The following is an 18,247-nucleotide window of genomic DNA, read 5'->3' as shown; positions in this document are numbered from 1 at the left end:
CTTAGCTTGTTGCGCGGCACCCCGGCGCCGCGGTTAAGGCGACGGGGATGACAGGGAGACAGGCAGCATGCAGTCAGGCAATCAGACGTTTATCAATCAGCTCAAGGACATCGTCGGCGGCCCGCAGCTGTTGACCGGCGATCGCAACACCGAGCGTTATCGCAAGGGCTTCCGCTCCGGCGAAGGCCAGGCGCTGGCGGTGGTATTCCCTACCAGCCTGCTGCAGCTGTGGCGCATTCTGCAGGCCTGCGTGGCCGCCGACAAAATCGTCATCATGCAAGCCGCCAACACCGGCCTGACCGAGGGCTCAACCCCCAGCGGCAACGACTATGATCGCGATATCGTCATCGTCAGCACCCTGCGCCTCGATCATATTCAGGTGCTGGACAACGGCAAGCAGGTGGTCGGCTTCCCCGGCAGCACCCTGCATCACCTCGAGAAATTGCTCAAACCCTACGGCCGCGAACCGCATTCGGTGATCGGCTCCTCCTGCATCGGCGCCTCGGTGATCGGCGGCGTATGCAACAACTCCGGCGGCTCGCTGGTGAAACGCGGCCCGGCCTATACCGAAATGGCGCTGTACGCCCAGTTAGGGGAAGACGGCCAGCTGCGCCTGGTGAACCATCTGGGCATCCGCCTCGGCGACACGCCGGAAGAGATCCTCACCCGGCTGGAAAAAGGCGACTATCGCCCGGAGGACGTCGAATACGGTGAGCTGCGCGCCTCGGATAACGAATACGCCAGCCGGGTGCGCGACGTCGATGCCGACACCCCTTCCCGCTTCAACGCCGACAAACGCCGCCTGTACGAAGCCTCCGGCTGCGCCGGCAAACTGGCGGTGTTCGCGGTGCGGCTCGACACCTTCGAGAAAGAGGGCAAAGAGCAGGTGTTCTATATCGGCGCCAACGACACCGCGATGCTGACCGAACTGCGCCGCCACATGCTGAGCAAATTCGAAAACCTGCCGGTGGCCGGTGAATACATGCACCGCGATATCTTCGACATCGCCGAGGTGTACGGCAAAGACACCTTCATGATGATCGACAAGCTCGGCACCGATCAGATGCCGCGCTTCTTCACTCTGAAGGGCCGCATGGATGCCAGCCTCAACAAGCTGCCGCTGCTGCCGCACAACCTGACCGATCGGCTGATGCAGGGCCTGAGCCATCTGGCGCCGAGCCACCTGCCGAAACGCATGAAGGAATACCGCGAACGTTTCGAACACCATCTGCTGCTGAAGATGGCCGGCCCCGGCGTGGAAGAGGCCCAGCGCTACCTGACCGACTATTTCGCCCAGGCCGAAGGCGCCTTCTTCGCCTGCACGCCTGACGAGGGCAAAAAGGCTTTCCTGCACCGCTTCGCCGCCGCCGGCGCCGCCGTGCGCTACCACGCGGTGCACGCCGACAAGGTGGAGGATATTCTGGCGCTGGACATCGCCCTGCGCCGCAACGACACCGACTGGTTCGAAACGCTGCCGCCGGAAATCGACAGTCAGTTGGTGCATAAGCTGTATTACGGCCACTTTATGTGCCACGTCTTCCACCAGGACTACGTGGTGAAAAAAGGCGTGGACAGCCATGCGCTGAAAGAAAAGATGCTCGAGATCCTCAACCGGCGCGGCGCCGAGTACCCGGCGGAGCATAACGTCGGCCACCTGTACCACGCCAAACCGGATCTGCAAGCGTTCTACCGCACCGCCGATCCGACCAACAGCTTCAACCCCGGCATCGGCAAAACCAGCAAACGCAAAGGCTGGGCCGAAGACCTCCGCTAAGACCGCCCGACCGGCCCGCCAACGCGGGCCGCCTCACCTTCCCGTTGGCCTTCAATGGCCCATTCAGCGTTCCGCGCGCAGCAGCAAGGAGACGATGAACGCGCCCCCCAGCCCGGCCGTAATGATGCCGATGGGCAGCTCCTGATTGGGGATCAGACTGCGGCTGAGCATGTCGCCGCCGGTCAGCAGCATCGCCCCCAGCAGGCCGCACATCGGCACGGCCAAACGGTGACGCACGCCCACCAGGCGCCGGGCCAGATAGGGCACCATCAGCCCGACAAACCCTATGACGCCCGTCAGCGACACGAGAAACGCCGTAGACAATGCGCAGCACAGAAAGGTCTCGGTGCGCAGGCGCGCCACATTGACCCCCATCGAATGGGCGGTGTGCTCGCCCGCCAGCAGCGCGTCCAGCGCCCGCCAACGCAGCGCCGTAAACCCGGCCAGCAGCACGAAACTCACCAACGGAATGAACAGATTATCCCAACGCGCCAACCCCAACCCGCCCAGCGACCAGAACAACACCGAACCGGCCGCCCGCTGATCGCCGGAAAACACCAGGTAGCTGGTGAGCGCGCTGAACAAAAACGAGACCGCCAGACCGCAGACGACTAGCTGCTCGGCGCGCCTGACCCGGCTGACGCGAAACAGGATCATCACCGCCATCGCGGACAAAATGCCGCCGGCGAAAGCGGACAGCGGCAGCGTCAGCGCGCCCAGCGCATCGCCAAAGCGCGTGATGACCAGCACCGCGCCGGCGGAGGCGCCGGAGGAGAGCCCAAACAAAAAAGGATCGGCCAGCTCATTGCGGGTGGTGGTCTGCAGCAGCGCGCCAGTCATCGCCAGCCCGGCGCCGGTCAAGGCCGCCAATAAGGCTCTGGGCACCCGCAGTTGCACGACGATGGTATCCAGCATGCCGGATAGGGGCGCCGATGAAAGCCCCAATGCCGCCATCATCTGCCGCCATGACAGCGCGACGCTGCCCAGCTGCAGGCTCCAGATCATTAGCCCGCACAACACTGACAGCGCCAGCGGCGCGAGCAGCATAAACCGCCGGATCGGCGAGTTCATTCAGCCTCCGGCGCGTACAGCGCCCGCGCCAGCTTTTCCACCGCGCCGATGTTGGCCGGCCCCGGCGTCAGCTCCGCATACTGCAGTTTCAGATAACGATGGTGCCGTACCGCGGGCGTCAACTTCATCAACGGGTGAGACTCGAGGAAGCGCCGCAGCGCATCGGCGCCTGACCCGGTCTGGTAATCCAGCAGAATAATGAAGTCGGGCTCGGCCGCCGCCACCGCCTCCCAGGACGCCGTCGTCCAGCTCGCCGGCAAACCGTCCATCACGTTGCGGCCGCCCGCCGCTTCGATGATCGCCGTCGGCATGGCGTATTTGCCGCTGGTGAAAGGCTTCTCCTCCCCCGAGTCATAGACGAACACTTTAAGCGGCGGCTGGCCCGCCGGCCTGGCGGGAAGCGCAGCCAACCGGCGCCGCCAGCCCTCAACCAGCGCGGCGGCCTCTTGCGGCTTGCCGAAAATCTTGCCGAGCTTCAGCTCATCGTCATACAGCAGGTTCATATCGGCCTTCTGCGGCCGCCTGCCGGCCTGTACGCAGCTCTCGCTCAGTACCAGCGTTTTGATGCCGAACGGGGCGAGCTTCTCCGGCGTGACGTCGCCGCCGATCTTCATGCCGTAATTCCAGCCGGCGAAGAAGAAGTCCGGCTGTGCCGCCAGCAGCGTTTCCAGAGCGGGATATTTCGGCGCCAGTTCGGGAATGGCGCCCATCGCGGCCTTGAAATCGGGCGTCAGTTTGTACCAGCCGGTGATGCCGGTCAGCCCGACAATGCGATCCTGCAGATGGAGCGCAAAGGCCATCTCGGCCATGTTGATGTCGTTGATGACGGCGCGTTGCGGCACCTGGTTGAAGGTGACCGGCGTACCGCAGCTTTCTACGGTGACGGGAAATTTTTCGGCCGCCGCCGCCCCGCCGGCCAGCAGCAGGAGCAGGGGGAATACGCGTGTGTTCATGTTTCTCTCTGGTTTATCAAGCGCAATGGGGAACGTCAAAAATACGCAGCGTTTTCCCGCTGACGGGGTGCGCCACCTTGAAGCTGTTCATGCCGAACACCGGCAAAATCACCGGGGTCTGCAACACCGCCTCGGGCGTGCCACAGGCCACCTGGCGGCTTTCGTTGAGCACCAGGATCCGATCGGCAAACGCCTCCGCCACGGGCAGATCGTGCAGCACCGCAATCACGGCGATATCTTTATTCTTCACTAGCGACAGCAGCGCCGAGCGCCCGGGCGGATCGAGGTGATTGGTCGGTTCATCCAGCAACAACAGGTCGGGAGACTGCGCCAACGCCCGAGCCAGCGCGGCGCGCTGACGCTGGCCGCCCGAGAGCCGCCCCAACGGATGGTGTCTGAGCGGCGCCAGCCCGGTTTCCCCGATGGCCTCGTCAACGATGCGCTTTCCCGTCGCAGAGCGTTCGCCATGCGGTAAACGGCCCAACGCCACGTAATCCTCGACCGACAGCCGCAAATCCGGCAGATCGTTTTGCGCCAGAAAGGCGATGCTTCTGGCGCGCTCCGCCGCCGGCCACGCGGACAAGGCTCGCCCCCGCCAGTAAATGCCGCCGCTGTCCGGCCGCGTTTCGCCGATCAGGGTGCGCAACAGGCTGGACTTGCCGCTGCCGTTGGGGCCGATCACCGCCAGCTTCTCACCGGCGCGGAGCGCGAAATGGATGGTGTCGAGTATCAATGCCCCGCCGTGGCCGGTCAGGCTAACTCCATCAACATGGAGGATGTCGTGAACTGAATTCATCATGCATTAATTGTTATATTATAACATACCAATATTTTTACCACGATTGCTCGCCTTCTGCAAAAGCGAATCGCAACGTCTTCTGCCGCACGCGCTGCGTGAAACAAGGCAAGGGGCAAGCCACGCCCTGCGTCAACACTGCGCGGCAAAAGCAACATAGCACACCTTTTAATTAATGATAATGATTTTCATTATCATTTAATCCATTGTGATTTCCGATTGCACGCCCCGCTGAACTTGGCTATGTTTGAAGCGATTCGTCTCATTCCCGGTTTGCAGGAACCCATATGACTCCGTTGGCGCACAGCACAGATCCGACAAACGCGACCGTTCCGGCCGTCGTTTTGCTGTGTGCTTCCTCCGCTCCACCCGCCGTTTTCTCTGTCGTTTCCGCGGTTGCCGCTTACCCGCCACGCATTGTGGTCGTGCGCTAAGCCACACCGACTTTTTACCTCCGGCTTATGTTGATTTGTTGCGTTCAGGCGTGGACCGCCGCGCGCGCCGGAGCCTGTAATTTTCACGACAGGTGAAATTGATATGCGATTCCCTTCTCTCTGGGCCAATGCCGGCCTGGCTACGCTGTTCGTCCTGCTCTGGAGCAGCGGCGCGATCTTCTCCCGTTGGGGGTTGGAGCACGCCTCCGCCTTCGCTTTTCTGTTCTTCCGCTGCGCCATCGCGCTGGCGGTGCTGTTGGCCATCGGCCTGTGGCGGCGCCAGTGCCTGCCCGCTCCCGGCACCCGCCGGCGCGTCGCGTTGATCGGCGTGCTGATGATCGGCAGCTATCAGATCTGCTATCTGCTGGCGTTGGAACAGGGCATTACGCCCGGCGTGCTGGCCACGTTGCTCGGCGTACAGCCGATCCTCACCCAGTTCATCACCGAGCGGCGCTGCGCCGGGCTGCGCGCATTCGGGCTGGCGCTGGCGATGGCCGGGCTGACGCTGGTGGTGTACCAAAGCCTGATGGTGGCTCATTTCTCGCCGAGCGGCATGCTGTTCGCCTTTATCGCATTGGGGAGCATGACCGCCGGCACCCTGCTGCAAAAGGGCATGACGCAGCCGCCGCTGGCGGTCTTGCCGCTGCAGTATGCCATCGGGCTGTTGATGTGTACGCTGGCGCTGCCGTTTGAGCCGCTGCGGGTCGACTGGCGGCCTGAGTTCGTGCTGCCGCTGCTGTGGATGGCGGTGGTGATCTCAGTGCTGGCGACCTTCTTGTTGTATCGCCTGATCCAGCGCGGCAATCTGGTGCAGGTCACCAGCCTGTTCTACCTGATCCCGGCGGTGACCGCCCTGCTGGATTACCTGCTGCTCGGCCACGCGCTGGCGGCGCTGAGCCTGCTGGGCATGGCGGGCATCGTGCTCGGCGTGATGCTGGTTTTCCGCCGCGTATAAAGCAAAAGCCCCCGCGCCGTTCCACCGGCGCGGGGGCAACAACAGCCGTTAACTCAGAACAACCAGGAACCGTACCCCCACAGCAGCACCGTCACCCCAAGCAGCAGCTCGAGCAACAGGATACCGATAGCGAAGGTCGAGCTGGAGAAGATGAACCCTTCCTTACTGTCGATATTCAGGAAGTGCGGGATCCCCAGATTCAGCAGATAGCCCGAATAGCACAGGCCGATAATGCCGACAAACAGACACAGCCAGACGACCGGATAAAGCGCCACAATCCCGCTGAGGAACATCGGGGTCGCCACGTAGCCGGCGAACACCATGCAGCGGTGCAGGCTGGGGCGCGATTCATAACGCCGCGCCATCCAGTGAATGACTTTCCCCATGGCCGCTACGCCTGCCAGCATCAGCAGGTAGAACGCCACGGCGGTATAAAACGCGGTAAACATGTCGAGCCTGATGGCATGTCCCTCGCCGGAGAGCCAGCCCAACTGGGTGGTGCCGATAAAGGCGCAGACCACCGGGATGGCTGCCAAGAGCAACACGTGATGGGTGTATAGGTGCGAGACGCTTTCATTCTCGCTTTTGATCTGTTCGAACTCGGCGCTGGGATGCGCCAGAAGTCCCCAAACATGACTGACCATGAGACACCTCCTATCTCGCCGTAGGCCGCGATCGGCGAACGAATTTCACACCTCCGACGGACTGCTACCCGTGCGAGGATTGCGGCCACGGGGCTCTCTCCCCTGTACTAATTATAGTCTTTTGGCGAAAAAACGTGCGGAAAGCGAAAGGCGCGGCGCTTTGTCTTATACTCCCCCCATTAAACCCAGGCTGCGAGGAAGGTTATGTCATCCGCTATCATCACCCGCCAGGCGGGGATCGTCGACGTCGACGCCGGGCGCAACGTCACCGTTGTAGAACCCTGCAATCTGTACGGCTGCCGGCTCGGCGACGATGTCTTCGTCGGCCCGTTTGTGGAGATCCAGCGCCACGTCAGCATCGGCGCGCGCAGTAAAATTCAGTCGCACAGCTTTATCTGCGAATACGTCACCCTCGGCGAAGCGTGCTTTATCGGCCACGGCGTCACCTTCGCCAACGATCTGTTCAAAGATGGCGCGCCCAACGCCGATCCGGCCAGCTGGGGGCGCACCTGCATCGGCGATCGAGTGTCCATCGGCTCCGGCGCCACGATCCTGGCGGTGAAGATCTGCAGCGACGCGGTGATCGGCGCCGGGGCGGTGGTGACCCGTGACATCACCCGCAAGGGGATTTATGCCGGCAACCCGGCGCGCCTGCTGCGGGAGCTGCCGTAATGACCCCGGCCATCCGCATCGCGGCCATTGAGGCGCTGCCCGATGATTATCTGACGCGCGGCGATTTCAGCTTCACCATCGCCTGTTACGCTCTGCCGCAGTTTGACAGCCCGGTCGACAGCTGGCCAACCCGCCCGGTGGCGCCGTTTCGCAAGCGGTATCCGCTGGCGCCGTTCGCCAACGAAGACAGCGTGACCTTCCTGGCGTATCGCCAGAATGACGCCGTTGGCCATATTACGCTGAGCAAAAACTGGAACGGTTACACCCTGATCGACGAGATCGCCGTCAGCGCTCACGCGCGTCGTCAGGGCATCGCCGGGGCGCTGCTGGACTGCGCCAAACAGTGGGCGCGGCAACAGGAAACCTCAGGTATGATGCTCGAAACGCAGAACAACAATCTGGCGGCCTGCCGCTGCTACCAGCATTACGGGTTTATTCTCGGCGGCATCGATCGTTTGCTGTACCGCGCCGAGCCGGAGATCGCCGATCACGAAATCGCGCTGTTCTGGTATTTGCCGTTCAATAGCGAAATCGGTTACTGATTTATCGAACGTCATTGAGGCTATGTTTACTTTTTAACCCCTACCATCGGATGAGAACTGTTATCACTTACTCTGATAAGCCAGCGACACCCAGGGAGGGCCGTATGAACCAGAACAAGGCTGTTTTACTGATGTTAGCTATCGCCATGAGCGGATGCGCCGAGCGCCCCGCCGCCGTCGCCCCCGCAACGCCGCCGACCGGCGTCACCGTTTCGCCGCCGGGCGTGCAGCCGGAGATGGACGCCAGCACCCGCAGCAAGCTGCGTGAGATCCTCGCACTGCGCGCCGGTTGGCCCGCCGCGCAGCCGCATGGCCGCAGCGTCGATTTGATTTCGCGTGAATTCCTCGGCACGCCCTACCTCGCCAACCGCCTGATCGGTGCGCAGAGCACGCCCGAGCGGCTGGTGATCGACTTCCGCGGGCTGGATTGCTTCACCTACATCGATTATGTGGAAGCACTCAGCACCGCCCGCAGTGAGGCCGAGTTCGTTCAGCGTCTGGTGGACATTCGCTACGTCGACGGCAAAATCGCCTTCCCGCAGCGCAAACACTTCTTCACCGACTGGGCGCAGCGGCCGCACAAGGTGGCCGAAGACATCACCGCGCAGCTCAGCCCGCACGCCGTCACCCTCGTGAAAACCCTCAATCAAAAGGCGGACGGCGGCAGCTACCTGCCCGGTTTGCCCAACGTACAACGCAGCGTGACCTATATCCCCAGCGACAACGTCGACGACACGGTGCTGGCCCAGCTGCGCACCGGCGATTACATCGGCATTTACACCAACCTCGCCGGGCTGGACGTGACCCATACCGGCATCTTCGTGATGACCGACAACGGCCCGGTGCTGCGCAACGCCTCATCGCGCAAAGCCAACATGCGGGTGGTCGATTCGCCCTTTATGGATTACGTGATGGCTACGCCGGGCATCGTGGTGCTGCGTTCGCTCAGCCGATAACTCCCCGCCGCATAACGGCTATAAGCTATAGCCGTTTATGCTGAGCGAGCGTTTGACTTCATCGGCGGTTCAGGCTTAGCTGTAAGAACAAAAAACAACTGATTTTATTGTTCTTTTCAGGGAGACTTCGATGACCTTACGCTGGCGTATCACCCCTCTGGCGGCGGCCTTCGCCGCCGTATTGGCGCTGCAGGGCTGCGATCAAAAAACCGACCAAAACCATATCAAAGTCGGCGTCATCAACGGCGCGGAACAAGACGTGGCGGAAGTCGCCAGGCAGGTGGCGAAAGAGAAATATGGGCTGGAGGTCGAGCTGGTCGGCTTCAGCGGCTCGCTGCTGCCGAACGACGCCACCGACAAGGGTGAACTGGACGCCAACGTGTTCCAGCACCGCCCGTTCCTCGAACAGCAAAACAAAGATCACGGCTATAAGCTGGTGGCGGTCGGCAATACCTTCGTCTTCCCGATGGCCGGCTACTCCAAAAAGATAAAATCGCTGAAAGAGCTGCCGGACGGCGCGGTGATCGCCATCCCACTCGATCCGACCAACCTGGGGCGCGCCCTGCTGCTGCTGGAAAAAACCGGGCTGATTAGCCTGAAGCCCGGCAAAGGGTTGCTGCCTACCGCCCTGGACATCAGCGCCAACCCGCATCGTTATCAGATCATGGAGCTGGAAGGCGCGCAGCTGCCGCACGTGCTGGACGATCCGAAAGTCACCGTCGCCGTCATCAGCACCACCTACATCAACCAGACCGGCCTGTCGCCGACCCAAGACGGCATCTTCATCGAGGATAAAGACTCGCCGTACACCAACATCATCGTCACCCGCGAAGACAACAAGGACGCGCCAAACGTGCAGAACTTCATCAAGGCCTATGAGTCGGACGAAGTGGCCAAGGCCGCCGAGAAAATCTTCAACGGCGGCGCGGTGAAAGGCTGGTAATCACAGGCAAAGAGCCCCTTCCCGCTCATCATCGGGTTTTCTTATCTCACCATAAGAAAACCCGATTTACCCCGGCGGCGAGCGGCGCGCATAATGGCGTTTATCCGCTGATTTTCAAGGTAAACAGACACGTGACAACGCTCTCCGCTCCCGTACTTAGCCTCCTTGACGCCACACCGGACGATATGGCCGCCGTGCTGCGCATTTACACCCACCACGTGCTGTACGGCGCGGCCTCGTTTGAAGAACAGCCGCCGACGCTGACGGAAATGCAGTTGCGCCTGAGCAAAGTGCGGGAAGCCGGGCTGCCCTGGCTGGTGGCGAAAAGCGAAGGCCGTATTGTCGGCTACTGCTATGCCACGCCGTATCGCCCCCGGCCGGCCTATCGCTTTACCGTGGAAGACTCGGTATATATCGCCGAAGGGCAACAGGGCAAAGGCGTCGGCAAGGCGCTGCTGAGCGCGCTGATCGCCCGCTGCGAGCAAGGTCCCTGGCGCCAGATGCTGGCGATCGTCGGCGATTCCGCCGCCAACCGCGGCTCGCTGGCACTGCACCAGTCACTCGGCTTCACCAGCGCAGGGACGTTAAAAGCGGTAGGGTTCAAGCTGGGGGAATGGCGCGACACGCAGATTATGCAGCGCGCGCTGGGCGCGGGCGACAATCGGCATCCTTGAAGGCATGGCGACGCACGATAGGGAGTTAGCGTCTATAGTGAAGAGTGATTTCATTGAGTTAGCGCCAACCGCGCGCCACCTGTAACCGGTAAGGGAGAATCAAATGAAAATTATTCTGTGGATAGTCGCCATCATCTTTATCGTGGGTTTGTTGACGATTACCGGCGTTCTCAAACTGATCTTTTAATTCATCTCATACGTCCCGCCCCTTCCGGGGCGAGACTTTTCATCATGCCTTGAAACGCGCGCGTACCGCGCCCAGCGCCGACACCGCCGCCAGCACCACGCCGCCGGCCACCAGCCCGAACGCCACGTTCAGCAGGGCCGGAACCACACCCTGCAAAAGATGGCCAAACGTCGGCACCACGGTGGTGTACGAGGCCCAGTCTTCGAACAGGTGATGCACCGGCGGCAAACCGTGGGTCAGAATACCGCCGCCGACCATAAACATGGCGACAGTGCCGACGATCGACAGCGTTTTCATCAGATAAGGCGCGGCGCGCACGATGCCGCTGCCGATGGCGCGCGCCAACGCGCTGCCTTTGCGGCTCAGATACAACCCCAGATCGTCCAGCCTGACGATGCCGGCGACAATGCCGTACACGCCGAGCGTCATCACGACGGCGATGCCGCACAAGACGATCACCTGCTGGCTGAAGGTGGCGCCGGCGACCGTGCCCAGCGTGATGGCGATAATCTCGGCGGACAGCACGAAATCGGTGCGTATCGCCCCTTTCACCTTGCGCTTCTCATAGGCCGCGGCGTCCTCATTGGCGCCGGGTCCGTCCGATTTTTCCTCCTGCGCCGCCTTGCCGTGGCTCAGGCTGTGAAACACCTTTTCGAACCCTTCGTAACACAGGTAGGCGCCGCCCACCATCAGCAGCGGCGTAATCGCCCAGGGCGCGAAGGCGCTGATCAGCAGCGCCAGCGGCACCAGGATCGCCTTGTTGATCAGCGAGCCTTTGGCGACGCTCCACACCACCGGCAGTTCGCGATCGGCTTTAACGCCGGTGACCTGCTGCGCGTTAAGCGCCAGATCGTCCCCCAGCACCCCGGCGGTTTTTTTCGCCGCCATCTTGCTCATTAAAGAGACGTCGTCCAGCAACGAGGCGATGTCGTCGATGAGGGTAAGTAAACTACTTCCTGCCAAAATGATTCATCCTTTTCATATTCACGGGCCATTCTATGTTTAGCATAGCGGTAAAGCGTCATAAAAGGATATGGGAGGATCTCGGAAAATGCCGGGCGGGCGTTAAGCCCCCTCGCCCGCCAGCCCCCCATCGGATTCGGTAGCGGCCACACGCGAGATATGTTGAAGGACAAAACGATGGGCCGCAAAGACGCACGATAAATGCGTACTGCCCTCAAGCAAGCCAAAGGCGGTTTGGGCGTTGCCATGCTGTTCGACGAAGCGCTGCAAGGATTGCGCGCTGAACAACTCGTCCTGCGCTGCCGCCAGCAGCAAGGTCGGCAATCGCAGCGCCGCCAGTTGCTTGGCCGGGGCGCGCGGCGTCAATGCATTAGCCATATTGACGCTGTATTGGCAGACAAAATCGGGGGCGGCGGCCAGCACCGCCGGGGGAAAATTCAGGCTGACCGCCCGGGCTTGCCCAAACCACCGCCCGCCGCTGAGCGCATTGGCGACAAACGGCCATTGACGCACCTGCGCAAAACGGGCCGTCGCCGCCAGATCGCGGGCCATCCCGGAAAATGGCCCCAGCTCGGGCGCCAGCAGGATCAGGCTGTCCGCCTGCTGCTCGCCAGGATAGCGGGTCAAGTAGTTGAGCAACATCCCAGCGCCGCTGGAATGACCCAGCAGGTGTCTGCGCGCCAACGGGAAACGGCGGCGCATTTCCGCCAGGATGACATCGACATCGCGCCAAATACGCTCAGGGCGCTCAACCGTTCCCCTCTCTCCCGCGGAATCGCCGTGCCCGCGGATATCCACCAGGCACACCGCGAGCGTTGGCACGGCGGCCAACTGGCGCGCAAGAACGTCATACCCGGCGGCGCTGTTAACCCCGCCGCCGTGATAAACCACGATCACGTCTTCGCTCTCGGCAGTGTGCCGATACAGACGATAGCTCAATCCCTCAACGCGACCGGACAGCATGTCCGCATGCCCGCCCGGCCACTCGCCGTAAGACTTCGCTTGCTCAACATAGCGGTCAAAATCAATCAAAGCGCACCTTTCCATGACGTTGTCGGTATTTCCTACGGCAAAATTCCCCGCCCTCACGATGATAAGCATATGAAATAACAGCAGGAACTACCATGCCTTTTACACGCTGAGCCCTTAGTATCAGGGCAGATCGCCCGCCGGCACATTGAGCTGCCAGGAAAGGCCGAAACGATCGTTGAGCCAACCGAAACGGGCGCTGAAGCCGTAGTCATCGAGCGGCATCAGCACCTTGCCGCCCTCCGCCAGCCGGTGGAACGCCCGCTCCAACGCTTCTTCGTTAGGCAGATTGATGAACAGCGACACCGCCGGGGTAAAGCTGAAGTCATGGCTGATCGGGCTATCGGTAAACACCAGGTTCTGTCGATCAAAATCGATGGCAGCATGCTTGATCAACCGCCGGCCGTCCGGCGTCGGGTCGTAATGCTGCACCTGCATGAGCCGAAAACGCTCGAACACCTGGCTGTAGAGATCGATCGCCTGCTGCGCCTCTCCCTGGAACATGACAAAGGTCGAAACCTGACTCATAACATCCCCTCCGGCAAACGTTGTGGTATTAATGGAGGATAGCGGATTACCGTTGAAGCGGCGGAAAGGAGCAACCATGAGCATCATTCATCGCCTGGCGCAGCCGGACGATCTCAACGGCCTGTTAGCCTTGTATCGCGAGCTGCGCCCGCAGGACGCGCCGCTGCGCGCCGACGACGCGCGCCGCACCCTGCAACGCCTGCTGGACGATCCGGCGATCCGCCTGGTGGTGGCGGCGGACGAGGAACAGCCGATCGCCACCTGCATGCTGGCGCTGATCCCGGGGCTGGCGCATCAGGCGCAACCGTTCGGCGTCATCGAACACGTGGTGACGGCGGAGCCCTACCGCGGCCACGGCGTAGCGCTCGCCATGATCGAATACGCGCTGCAGCTGGCCTGGCGTAAAGGCTGTTACAAGGTGATGCTGCTGTCGGGACAGCAACGCACCGGCGCGCACCAGCTTTATCTCAAAGCGGGTTTCGACGGCGATCGCGAGCGGGGATTTGTCATCAGACGGCCCGAGGGCCGATAGCGGCCTGCAGCAAACGGGCAGGCCGCCAGGCGGGTTATTCGCTGTCGTTTTTCGCCAGACGGGCGTCTTTTTGGCGGCGATAGTCACGGGCGGCGGCCGGGATCGGCGTCACCTTGCCGGTTTCAATCCAGCTGCGCAGCCGGTTGGCGTCGGCGAAGTGGGTGTATTTGCCGAAGGCGTCCAGCACCACCAGCGACACCGAGCGGTTACCGATCACGGTGCGCATCGCCAGGCAGTGGCCCGCCTGGTTGGTGAAGCCGGTCTTGGTCAGCTGAATGTTCCACTTCGGGTTGTACACCAGATGATTGGTGTTGCGGAACGGCAGCGTGTAGTTCGGATCCTTGAAGCTGGCCATGCGCTCGGTGGTGGTGCTGAGCTGGCCGATCAACGGGTATTGCTTGGTGGCGATCAGCAGCTTGGTCAGATCGCGCGCCGTCGATACGTTATGAATAGAGAGCCCGGTCGGTTCCACGTAATGGGTGTTGGTCATGCCAAGCGCCCTGGCCTTGGCGTTCATCGCTTTGATGAAGGCGTTGTAGCCCCCCGGATAGTGGTGCGCCAGGCTGGCGGCCGCGCGGTTTTCCGACGACATCAGCGCCAGCAGCAGCATATCCTTGCGGCTGATTTCGCTGTTCAGCCGCACCCGCGAATACACCCCTTTCATCTCCGGCGTCTGGCGGATGTCCACCGCCAGCATCTCATCGAGCGGCAGGTGCGCGTCCAACGTGACCATGGCGGTCATCAGCTTGGTGATCGAGGCGATCGGCACCACTTCATCCGGGTTGCGCGCATACATCACCTTATGGGTTTGCATATCGACGACCATCGCGCTGCCGGAGGCCAGCTCAGGCTGGGTGGCGTGCACGGCGGCGGCGTTGTCGCTGGCCAGCGCGCGCGGCGCAAAGCCTGCGCCCGCCTGCAAAGCGAGCAGGGTCAGAACCAAAACACGTATTTTCACAGGCATTACTCTGAAATGGGGGCTTGAACTCAGCGAATTATATGTGAGGGTTCAGCGCTTGGCACTGGGATTGTATGGCGGATTTGTGACAAATTCTGTCGGCCGAAAAACGACGCAGCCCGCGGGCGCTCTGGGATGAACGCCCGCGTAGAAAAAGTTACAGCGCCGGCTGCCAGGCCGACTGCGGCAGCAGATACAGCCCCGGCGTTTGCCGCGCTCCCGCGCCGACGATATGGCCGATGCCGGCCGCCATCACCGCCAGCGTGACGTCGAAGGCGTTGAGGCTGTCGCCGTAGCCGGCGGTCAGGTTGAACATCGACCCGTTGGCCAGCAAATAGACCGTCTTTTCATTCAGTTGGTAAGCATTCACATAAGGCATCGGCTCGTGGTGCGGCAAGCCCTTGAGGAAGCCGACGTCGATCTCTTCCGCCACGTGGCCGACGTTGAGGATAAACACGCCGTCCTGCGCCTGTTGCAGATGCTGCGCCGAAAGCACGTTTTTCGCGCCGGTCGCGGTGGCGATCACGTCCGCCTGCGCGACCCCGCTCGCCAGATCCACCACCTGCCAGCCGTCATAACGCGCCTGCAGCGCGCGCGCCGGATCGATTTCCGCCACCATCACCTGGCCGCCGTAGGCTCTGGCCGCGGCCGCCGTCCCCTGCCCGACGAGGCCGTATCCGATCACCAGCACGCGCTTTTCATGCAGCGTCAAGTGGGTGGTCTGGAAGAAAGTGTGCCAGGCGGTCAGCCCAACCATATGCCGATTGTGCAGCCCCTCTTTCACCGGCAGATCGTCCCAGTTGAAGATCGGGTAGCGCGGCGCCACGCCGTTCAACCGGTTGATGCCCGAGCCGGTGGCCTCCAGCCCGGCGACGATCTGCGGGCCGTTCGGCGATTGGTGCAAACGGGTGGTCAAATCCGCTCCCATTTCGCACAAATGAGTCGGCCGCCAGGCCAGCGCGCGGTCGAAGGATTCCGACCATTCGCCGGCGCTCATGTCACGCCAGGCATAGGCCTGCGCGCCTCGCCGCTCCAGCCAGCTCACCACATCGTCCTGCACCGTAGTGGGATTGCAGGTGGTCAGGAAGATCGCCGCGCCCTTGTCCAGCAGGCCGGCCACCAGCGGCGCCATTTTCAGATCCAGGTGCATGTTGCACGCCAGCCGCACCCCGTGCAGGTCCGGCAACGCCGCCACCGCGGCTCGGGTGCGCGGCATATGGCGCATCGCCCAGCTCAATTCGCTCTCAAAATCCTGATACATCCGTTGCTCCTCTGGTGTGCCCCGCCGCCAGGCGTGGCAAAAAATTATCCCGCGCGGCCGAGCCGGCGGATCGCCTGCGGCGACAGGCCAAAGACGCGGATAAACGCCCGCCTCATGCGCTCCGGATCGCTGAATCCCACCGAACGGGCGATCGCCTCCAGCGGCTCGGCGCTCTCTTCAATGCGTACCCTGGCCGCCTCCACCCGCAGCTGTTCGATCACCTTGGCCGGCGTCTGCCCGGTTTCGGCGCGGAACAGCCGGCCGAACTGACGCTCGCTCAGGCAGGCGGCGTCGGCCAGATCCGCCACCGACAGCGGCAGGTGCAAATGTTCGCGCGCGTACGACAGCGCGGCGCGCATGCGATCCGACGACGGGTTCAACGCCAGCAACAGCGAATACTGCGACTGCCCGCCGGGACGACGGTGATAGACCACCAGCTGCCGCGCCACGGCCGCCGCCAGGGTGGCGCCCAGATCGTCCTCGATCAGCGCCAACGCCAGATCGATGCCGGCGCTGATGCCGGCCGACGTCCAGATATCGCCATCGCGAATGAAAATGCGGTTGCTGTCGACGCGAATGCGCGGATAACTCTGCTGCAGCCGCGCCGCATGATACCAGTGGGTGGTGGCGCGTTTGCCGTCCAGCAGTCCGCAGGCCGCCAGAATAAACGCCCCGGTGCACACGCTGGCGATACGCCGCGCTCGCCGGCTTTGGTTGGCCAGGAACGCCGCCAGCGCCGGTGACTGCGCCGCCATCACGTTGCCGCTGCCGCCGGCCACCACCAACGTATCGAAACGCTCGTCGCCGCACGGTTGCGTGGCGATTTCCACCCCGGCCGAGCTGGCGACCATGCCGCCCTGCGGCGAGATCGCCACGCAGCGGTAGGCCGGCGGATCGGTAAACTGACTGACGTTATCGAACGCCGCCAGCGGGCCGGCAAAGTCCAGCAGGTTGAAACCGGGAAAAACCACAAAACCGATCGTTTTCATGATGGCGCTTTTTGAGGGTTATCTGTCATATCAGCCAAACACAGGGCGGCTATTATGGCCCAGGTCCAACGATAAAAATGAGGCGAATGTCATGTCTGAACCACTCGTGATTGTATTTCCCATCTATCAAGGTGTCACCCAACTCGACTTCACTGGCCCCTTGCAGTTCCTGCGCCGCATGCCGGGCGCGGAAATCATCGTCGCCTCGGTAGACGGCGCGGATGTCGAGTCGGAAGGCTTGCACTTCACCCAGTTGCGCCCGCTGCCGGAGATCCCGCGCTGCGACGTGCTGTGCGTGCCGGGCGGCAGCGGCTGCGCCCAGGCGCTGCAGGATAAAGCGTTCATGCAGCAAATCCGGCGGCTGGGGGCCGATGCCCGCTACCTGACCTCGGTATGCACCGGTTCGCTGATCCTGGCCGCCGCCGGTCTGCTGGCGGGCAAACGCGCCGCCTGCCACTGGTCGATGCGCGACAGCCTGAAGCTGTTCGGCGCCATACCCAGCGCTGCTCGCGTAGAACGCGACGGCAATGTGATCAGCGGCGGCGGCGTCACCGCCGGCATCGACTTTGCGCTGGCGCTGATCGCCGAACTGCACGGCGAAGACACCGCCCAAATGATCCAGCTTTATCTGGAATACGCCCCGGCGCCGCCGTTCGAGGGCGGCACGCCGGAACTGGCCCCGCCGCACATTTACGCCAGGGTACAGACGCAGATGGCGGAAAGCCTGGCGCGGCGCAGAGCGTTGGTGGCCCAAATCGCCCAAGGCTAGCGATCGGGCGTATACTTGCCCTTATGCGTCAGCCACATAAGGAGCAAGGAATGACCGATTTGGCCCACTATATTACGGACTACGGTTACTGGGCGTTGTTTATCGGCTGCCTGGCGGAAGGGGAAACCATCACGCTGCTGGGCGGCATCGCCGCCCATGAAGGCTTGCTGCACTGGCCGTGGGTGATCGCGGTGGTGGCGCTGGGCGGCATGATGGGAGACCAGCTGCTGTACTTCGCCGGCCGCCGGTTTGAAGGCCGCGTCATCTCGCGGCTCAAGGGGCAGGAAAAGCGCATTGCGCGCGCCAGAAGGCTGATCGCCCGCCACCCGATGCTGTTCGTTATCGGGGTGCGTTTCATGTACGGTTTCCGCATCATCGGCCCGGTGCTGATCGGCGCCAGCCGCCTGCCGCCGTCGCGCTTCGTGCCGCTCAATATCCTCGGCGCCATTCTCTGGGCGACGATCTTCGTCATGCTCGGCTATTTTGGCGGCCAGGCGATCGAACGCTTCGTTACCGGCTTCGACAAAAAGCTCTCCGGCCTGCTGTTTGTCGCGCTGGCGATCGCCGCCATCCTGCTGGTGCGTTTCTGGTGGCGTAAACGCCCCCCGGAGTAAGCA

At 62.4% G+C, this 18,247-nt stretch carries 21 protein-coding genes; 11 read left to right on the top strand and 10 right to left on the bottom strand.

Annotation, left to right across the window (positions count from 1 at the left end; all coding sequences use genetic code 11):
* Positions 1-67 precede the first annotated feature (67 nt).
* Positions 68-1,774: a D-lactate dehydrogenase gene (dld, locus tag ACJ8PL_RS02420; RefSeq protein ID WP_442530786.1), complete on the top strand. Its 1,707-nt coding sequence runs from the start codon at positions 68-70 to the stop codon at positions 1,772-1,774.
* A gap of 63 nt (positions 1,775-1,837) precedes the next feature.
* Here the strand turns inward: dld and ACJ8PL_RS02415 are convergent, their stop codons facing one another.
* Genes ACJ8PL_RS02415 through ACJ8PL_RS02405 form a run of 3 tightly spaced genes read right to left on the bottom strand, consistent with a single transcriptional unit; the run spans position 1,838 to position 4,531 of the window.
* Positions 1,838-2,845: a FecCD family ABC transporter permease gene (locus ACJ8PL_RS02415; RefSeq protein ID WP_442530785.1), complete on the bottom strand. Its 1,008-nt coding sequence runs from the start codon at positions 2,843-2,845 to the stop codon at positions 1,838-1,840.
* Positions 2,842-3,798 (bottom strand): ABC transporter substrate-binding protein, encoded by a 957-nt coding sequence (locus ACJ8PL_RS02410; RefSeq protein ID WP_442530784.1) that lies wholly within the window; start codon positions 3,796-3,798, stop codon positions 2,842-2,844. The genes ACJ8PL_RS02415 and ACJ8PL_RS02410 overlap by 4 nt, the downstream gene beginning before the upstream one ends.
* Before the next feature lie 16 nt (positions 3,799-3,814).
* A complete protein-coding gene (locus ACJ8PL_RS02405; RefSeq protein WP_239441835.1) occupies positions 3,815-4,531 on the bottom strand; it encodes an ABC transporter ATP-binding protein in 717 nt (238 codons plus the stop codon).
* Positions 4,532-5,131: 600 nt separating this feature from the next.
* On the opposite strand from ACJ8PL_RS02405, the gene ACJ8PL_RS02400 reads away from it, so the two are divergent.
* Positions 5,132-5,983, top strand: a complete 852-nt coding sequence (locus tag ACJ8PL_RS02400) for a DMT family transporter (protein WP_016928637.1) — start codon at positions 5,132-5,134, stop codon at positions 5,981-5,983.
* Positions 5,984-6,036: 53 nt separating this feature from the next.
* Here the strand turns inward: ACJ8PL_RS02400 and ACJ8PL_RS02395 are convergent, their stop codons facing one another.
* Complete coding sequence (locus ACJ8PL_RS02395) at positions 6,037-6,627, bottom strand: Yip1 family protein (protein WP_025301967.1); 591 nt, start codon at positions 6,625-6,627, stop codon at positions 6,037-6,039.
* 204 nt (positions 6,628-6,831) lie between these two features.
* On the opposite strand from ACJ8PL_RS02395, the gene ACJ8PL_RS02390 reads away from it, so the two are divergent.
* The 6 genes from ACJ8PL_RS02390 (at position 6,832) to ACJ8PL_RS02365 (ending at position 10,601) form a co-directional block, all read left to right on the top strand.
* Positions 6,832-7,299: an acyltransferase gene (locus ACJ8PL_RS02390; RefSeq protein WP_117287021.1), complete on the top strand. Its 468-nt coding sequence runs from the start codon at positions 6,832-6,834 to the stop codon at positions 7,297-7,299.
* Positions 7,299-7,841, top strand: coding sequence for a GNAT family N-acetyltransferase (locus ACJ8PL_RS02385; protein ID WP_033641018.1), 543 nt, complete (start codon positions 7,299-7,301; stop codon positions 7,839-7,841). Before ACJ8PL_RS02390 ends, ACJ8PL_RS02385 begins: the two co-directional genes overlap by 1 nt.
* Before the next feature lie 104 nt (positions 7,842-7,945).
* A complete protein-coding gene (locus ACJ8PL_RS02380; RefSeq protein ID WP_079449536.1) occupies positions 7,946-8,797 on the top strand; it encodes a DUF1460 domain-containing protein in 852 nt (283 codons plus the stop codon).
* Positions 8,798-8,927: 130 nt separating this feature from the next.
* A complete protein-coding gene (locus ACJ8PL_RS02375; RefSeq protein WP_442530783.1) occupies positions 8,928-9,740 on the top strand; it encodes a MetQ/NlpA family lipoprotein in 813 nt (270 codons plus the stop codon).
* 131 nt (positions 9,741-9,871) lie between these two features.
* Positions 9,872-10,414, top strand: a complete 543-nt coding sequence (locus ACJ8PL_RS02370) for a GNAT family N-acetyltransferase (protein ID WP_207516375.1) — start codon at positions 9,872-9,874, stop codon at positions 10,412-10,414.
* A gap of 103 nt (positions 10,415-10,517) precedes the next feature.
* The gene (locus ACJ8PL_RS02365) at positions 10,518-10,601 is read left to right on the top strand and encodes a membrane protein (protein WP_016928643.1); all 84 of its coding nucleotides are present in this window, start codon (positions 10,518-10,520) and stop codon (positions 10,599-10,601) included.
* Positions 10,602-10,643: 42 nt separating this feature from the next.
* Here ACJ8PL_RS02365 and ACJ8PL_RS02360 read toward each other — a convergent pair whose 3' ends face one another.
* The 3 genes from ACJ8PL_RS02360 to ACJ8PL_RS02350 form a co-directional block, all read right to left on the bottom strand.
* Positions 10,644-11,564, bottom strand: coding sequence for a DUF808 domain-containing protein (locus tag ACJ8PL_RS02360; protein ID WP_028127651.1), 921 nt, complete (start codon positions 11,562-11,564; stop codon positions 10,644-10,646).
* Between the two features lie 102 nt (positions 11,565-11,666).
* Positions 11,667-12,596 carry an alpha/beta fold hydrolase gene (locus ACJ8PL_RS02355; RefSeq protein WP_442530782.1) on the bottom strand — a complete coding sequence of 310 codons (930 nt, stop codon included), beginning with the start codon at positions 12,594-12,596 and terminating at the stop codon, positions 11,667-11,669.
* A gap of 120 nt (positions 12,597-12,716) precedes the next feature.
* Entirely contained in the window at positions 12,717-13,121 is a 405-nt protein-coding gene (locus tag ACJ8PL_RS02350; RefSeq protein WP_016928646.1) for a VOC family protein, read from the bottom strand.
* A gap of 76 nt (positions 13,122-13,197) precedes the next feature.
* Here ACJ8PL_RS02350 and ACJ8PL_RS02345 point away from each other — a divergent pair, with 76 nt between their 5' ends.
* Positions 13,198-13,653 (top strand): GNAT family N-acetyltransferase, encoded by a 456-nt coding sequence (locus ACJ8PL_RS02345; RefSeq protein ID WP_016928647.1) that lies wholly within the window; start codon positions 13,198-13,200, stop codon positions 13,651-13,653.
* A 34-nt stretch (positions 13,654-13,687) separates the two neighbouring features.
* Here ACJ8PL_RS02345 and pbpG read toward each other — a convergent pair whose 3' ends face one another.
* The 3 genes from pbpG to ACJ8PL_RS02330 all read right to left on the bottom strand — a co-directional run bounded on the left by pbpG (position 13,688) and on the right by ACJ8PL_RS02330 (position 16,861).
* A complete protein-coding gene (gene pbpG, locus ACJ8PL_RS02340; RefSeq protein WP_028127653.1) occupies positions 13,688-14,617 on the bottom strand; it encodes a D-alanyl-D-alanine endopeptidase in 930 nt (309 codons plus the stop codon).
* A gap of 151 nt (positions 14,618-14,768) precedes the next feature.
* Positions 14,769-15,872 carry an adenosylhomocysteinase gene (locus tag ACJ8PL_RS02335; RefSeq protein ID WP_016928649.1) on the bottom strand — a complete coding sequence of 368 codons (1,104 nt, stop codon included), beginning with the start codon at positions 15,870-15,872 and terminating at the stop codon, positions 14,769-14,771.
* 44 nt (positions 15,873-15,916) lie between these two features.
* Positions 15,917-16,861 (bottom strand): GlxA family transcriptional regulator, encoded by a 945-nt coding sequence (locus ACJ8PL_RS02330; protein WP_016928650.1) that lies wholly within the window; start codon positions 16,859-16,861, stop codon positions 15,917-15,919.
* Positions 16,862-16,952: 91 nt separating this feature from the next.
* Here ACJ8PL_RS02330 and ACJ8PL_RS02325 point away from each other — a divergent pair, with 91 nt between their 5' ends.
* On the top strand, positions 16,953-17,630 hold the full coding sequence (locus ACJ8PL_RS02325) for a DJ-1/PfpI family protein (RefSeq protein ID WP_197758163.1): 678 nt from the start codon (positions 16,953-16,955) through the stop codon (positions 17,628-17,630).
* Between the two features lie 50 nt (positions 17,631-17,680).
* Positions 17,681-18,244, top strand: a complete 564-nt coding sequence (locus tag ACJ8PL_RS02320; protein WP_442530781.1) for a DedA family protein — start codon at positions 17,681-17,683, stop codon at positions 18,242-18,244.
* Positions 18,245-18,247 lie beyond the last annotated feature (3 nt).

The organism is Serratia sp. CY83965 (assembly GCF_052166375.1).
In the GTDB taxonomy this organism is placed as follows: Bacteria; Pseudomonadota; Gammaproteobacteria; order Enterobacterales; family Enterobacteriaceae; genus Serratia; species Serratia marcescens.
The sequence above is the reverse complement of the archived record's forward strand: the minus strand, read 5'-3'. Positions and strand labels throughout refer to the sequence as shown.

Coding starts and splice junctions, on each gene's coding strand:
- dld (WP_442530786.1), top strand. CDS start 68: ATGCAGTCAGGCAATCAGACGTTTATCAATCAGCTCAAGGACATCGTC.
- ACJ8PL_RS02415 (WP_442530785.1), bottom strand. CDS start 2,845: ATGAACTCGCCGATCCGGCGGTTTATGCTGCTCGCGCCGCTGGCGCTG.
- ACJ8PL_RS02410 (WP_442530784.1), bottom strand. CDS start 3,798: ATGAACACACGCGTATTCCCCCTGCTCCTGCTGCTGGCCGGCGGGGCG.
- ACJ8PL_RS02400 (WP_016928637.1), top strand. CDS start 5,132: ATGCGATTCCCTTCTCTCTGGGCCAATGCCGGCCTGGCTACGCTGTTC.
- ACJ8PL_RS02395 (WP_025301967.1), bottom strand. CDS start 6,627: ATGGTCAGTCATGTTTGGGGACTTCTGGCGCATCCCAGCGCCGAGTTC.
- ACJ8PL_RS02390 (WP_117287021.1), top strand. CDS start 6,832: ATGTCATCCGCTATCATCACCCGCCAGGCGGGGATCGTCGACGTCGAC.
- ACJ8PL_RS02385 (WP_033641018.1), top strand. CDS start 7,299: ATGACCCCGGCCATCCGCATCGCGGCCATTGAGGCGCTGCCCGATGAT.
- ACJ8PL_RS02380 (WP_079449536.1), top strand. CDS start 7,946: ATGAACCAGAACAAGGCTGTTTTACTGATGTTAGCTATCGCCATGAGC.
- ACJ8PL_RS02375 (WP_442530783.1), top strand. CDS start 8,928: ATGACCTTACGCTGGCGTATCACCCCTCTGGCGGCGGCCTTCGCCGCC.
- ACJ8PL_RS02365 (WP_016928643.1), top strand. CDS start 10,518: ATGAAAATTATTCTGTGGATAGTCGCCATCATCTTTATCGTGGGTTTG.
- ACJ8PL_RS02350 (WP_016928646.1), bottom strand. CDS start 13,121: ATGAGTCAGGTTTCGACCTTTGTCATGTTCCAGGGAGAGGCGCAGCAG.
- ACJ8PL_RS02345 (WP_016928647.1), top strand. CDS start 13,198: ATGAGCATCATTCATCGCCTGGCGCAGCCGGACGATCTCAACGGCCTG.
- pbpG (WP_028127653.1), bottom strand. CDS start 14,617: ATGCCTGTGAAAATACGTGTTTTGGTTCTGACCCTGCTCGCTTTGCAG.
- ACJ8PL_RS02335 (WP_016928649.1), bottom strand. CDS start 15,872: ATGTATCAGGATTTTGAGAGCGAATTGAGCTGGGCGATGCGCCATATG.
- ACJ8PL_RS02330 (WP_016928650.1), bottom strand. CDS start 16,861: ATGAAAACGATCGGTTTTGTGGTTTTTCCCGGTTTCAACCTGCTGGAC.
- ACJ8PL_RS02325 (WP_197758163.1), top strand. CDS start 16,953: ATGTCTGAACCACTCGTGATTGTATTTCCCATCTATCAAGGTGTCACC.
- ACJ8PL_RS02320 (WP_442530781.1), top strand. CDS start 17,681: ATGACCGATTTGGCCCACTATATTACGGACTACGGTTACTGGGCGTTG.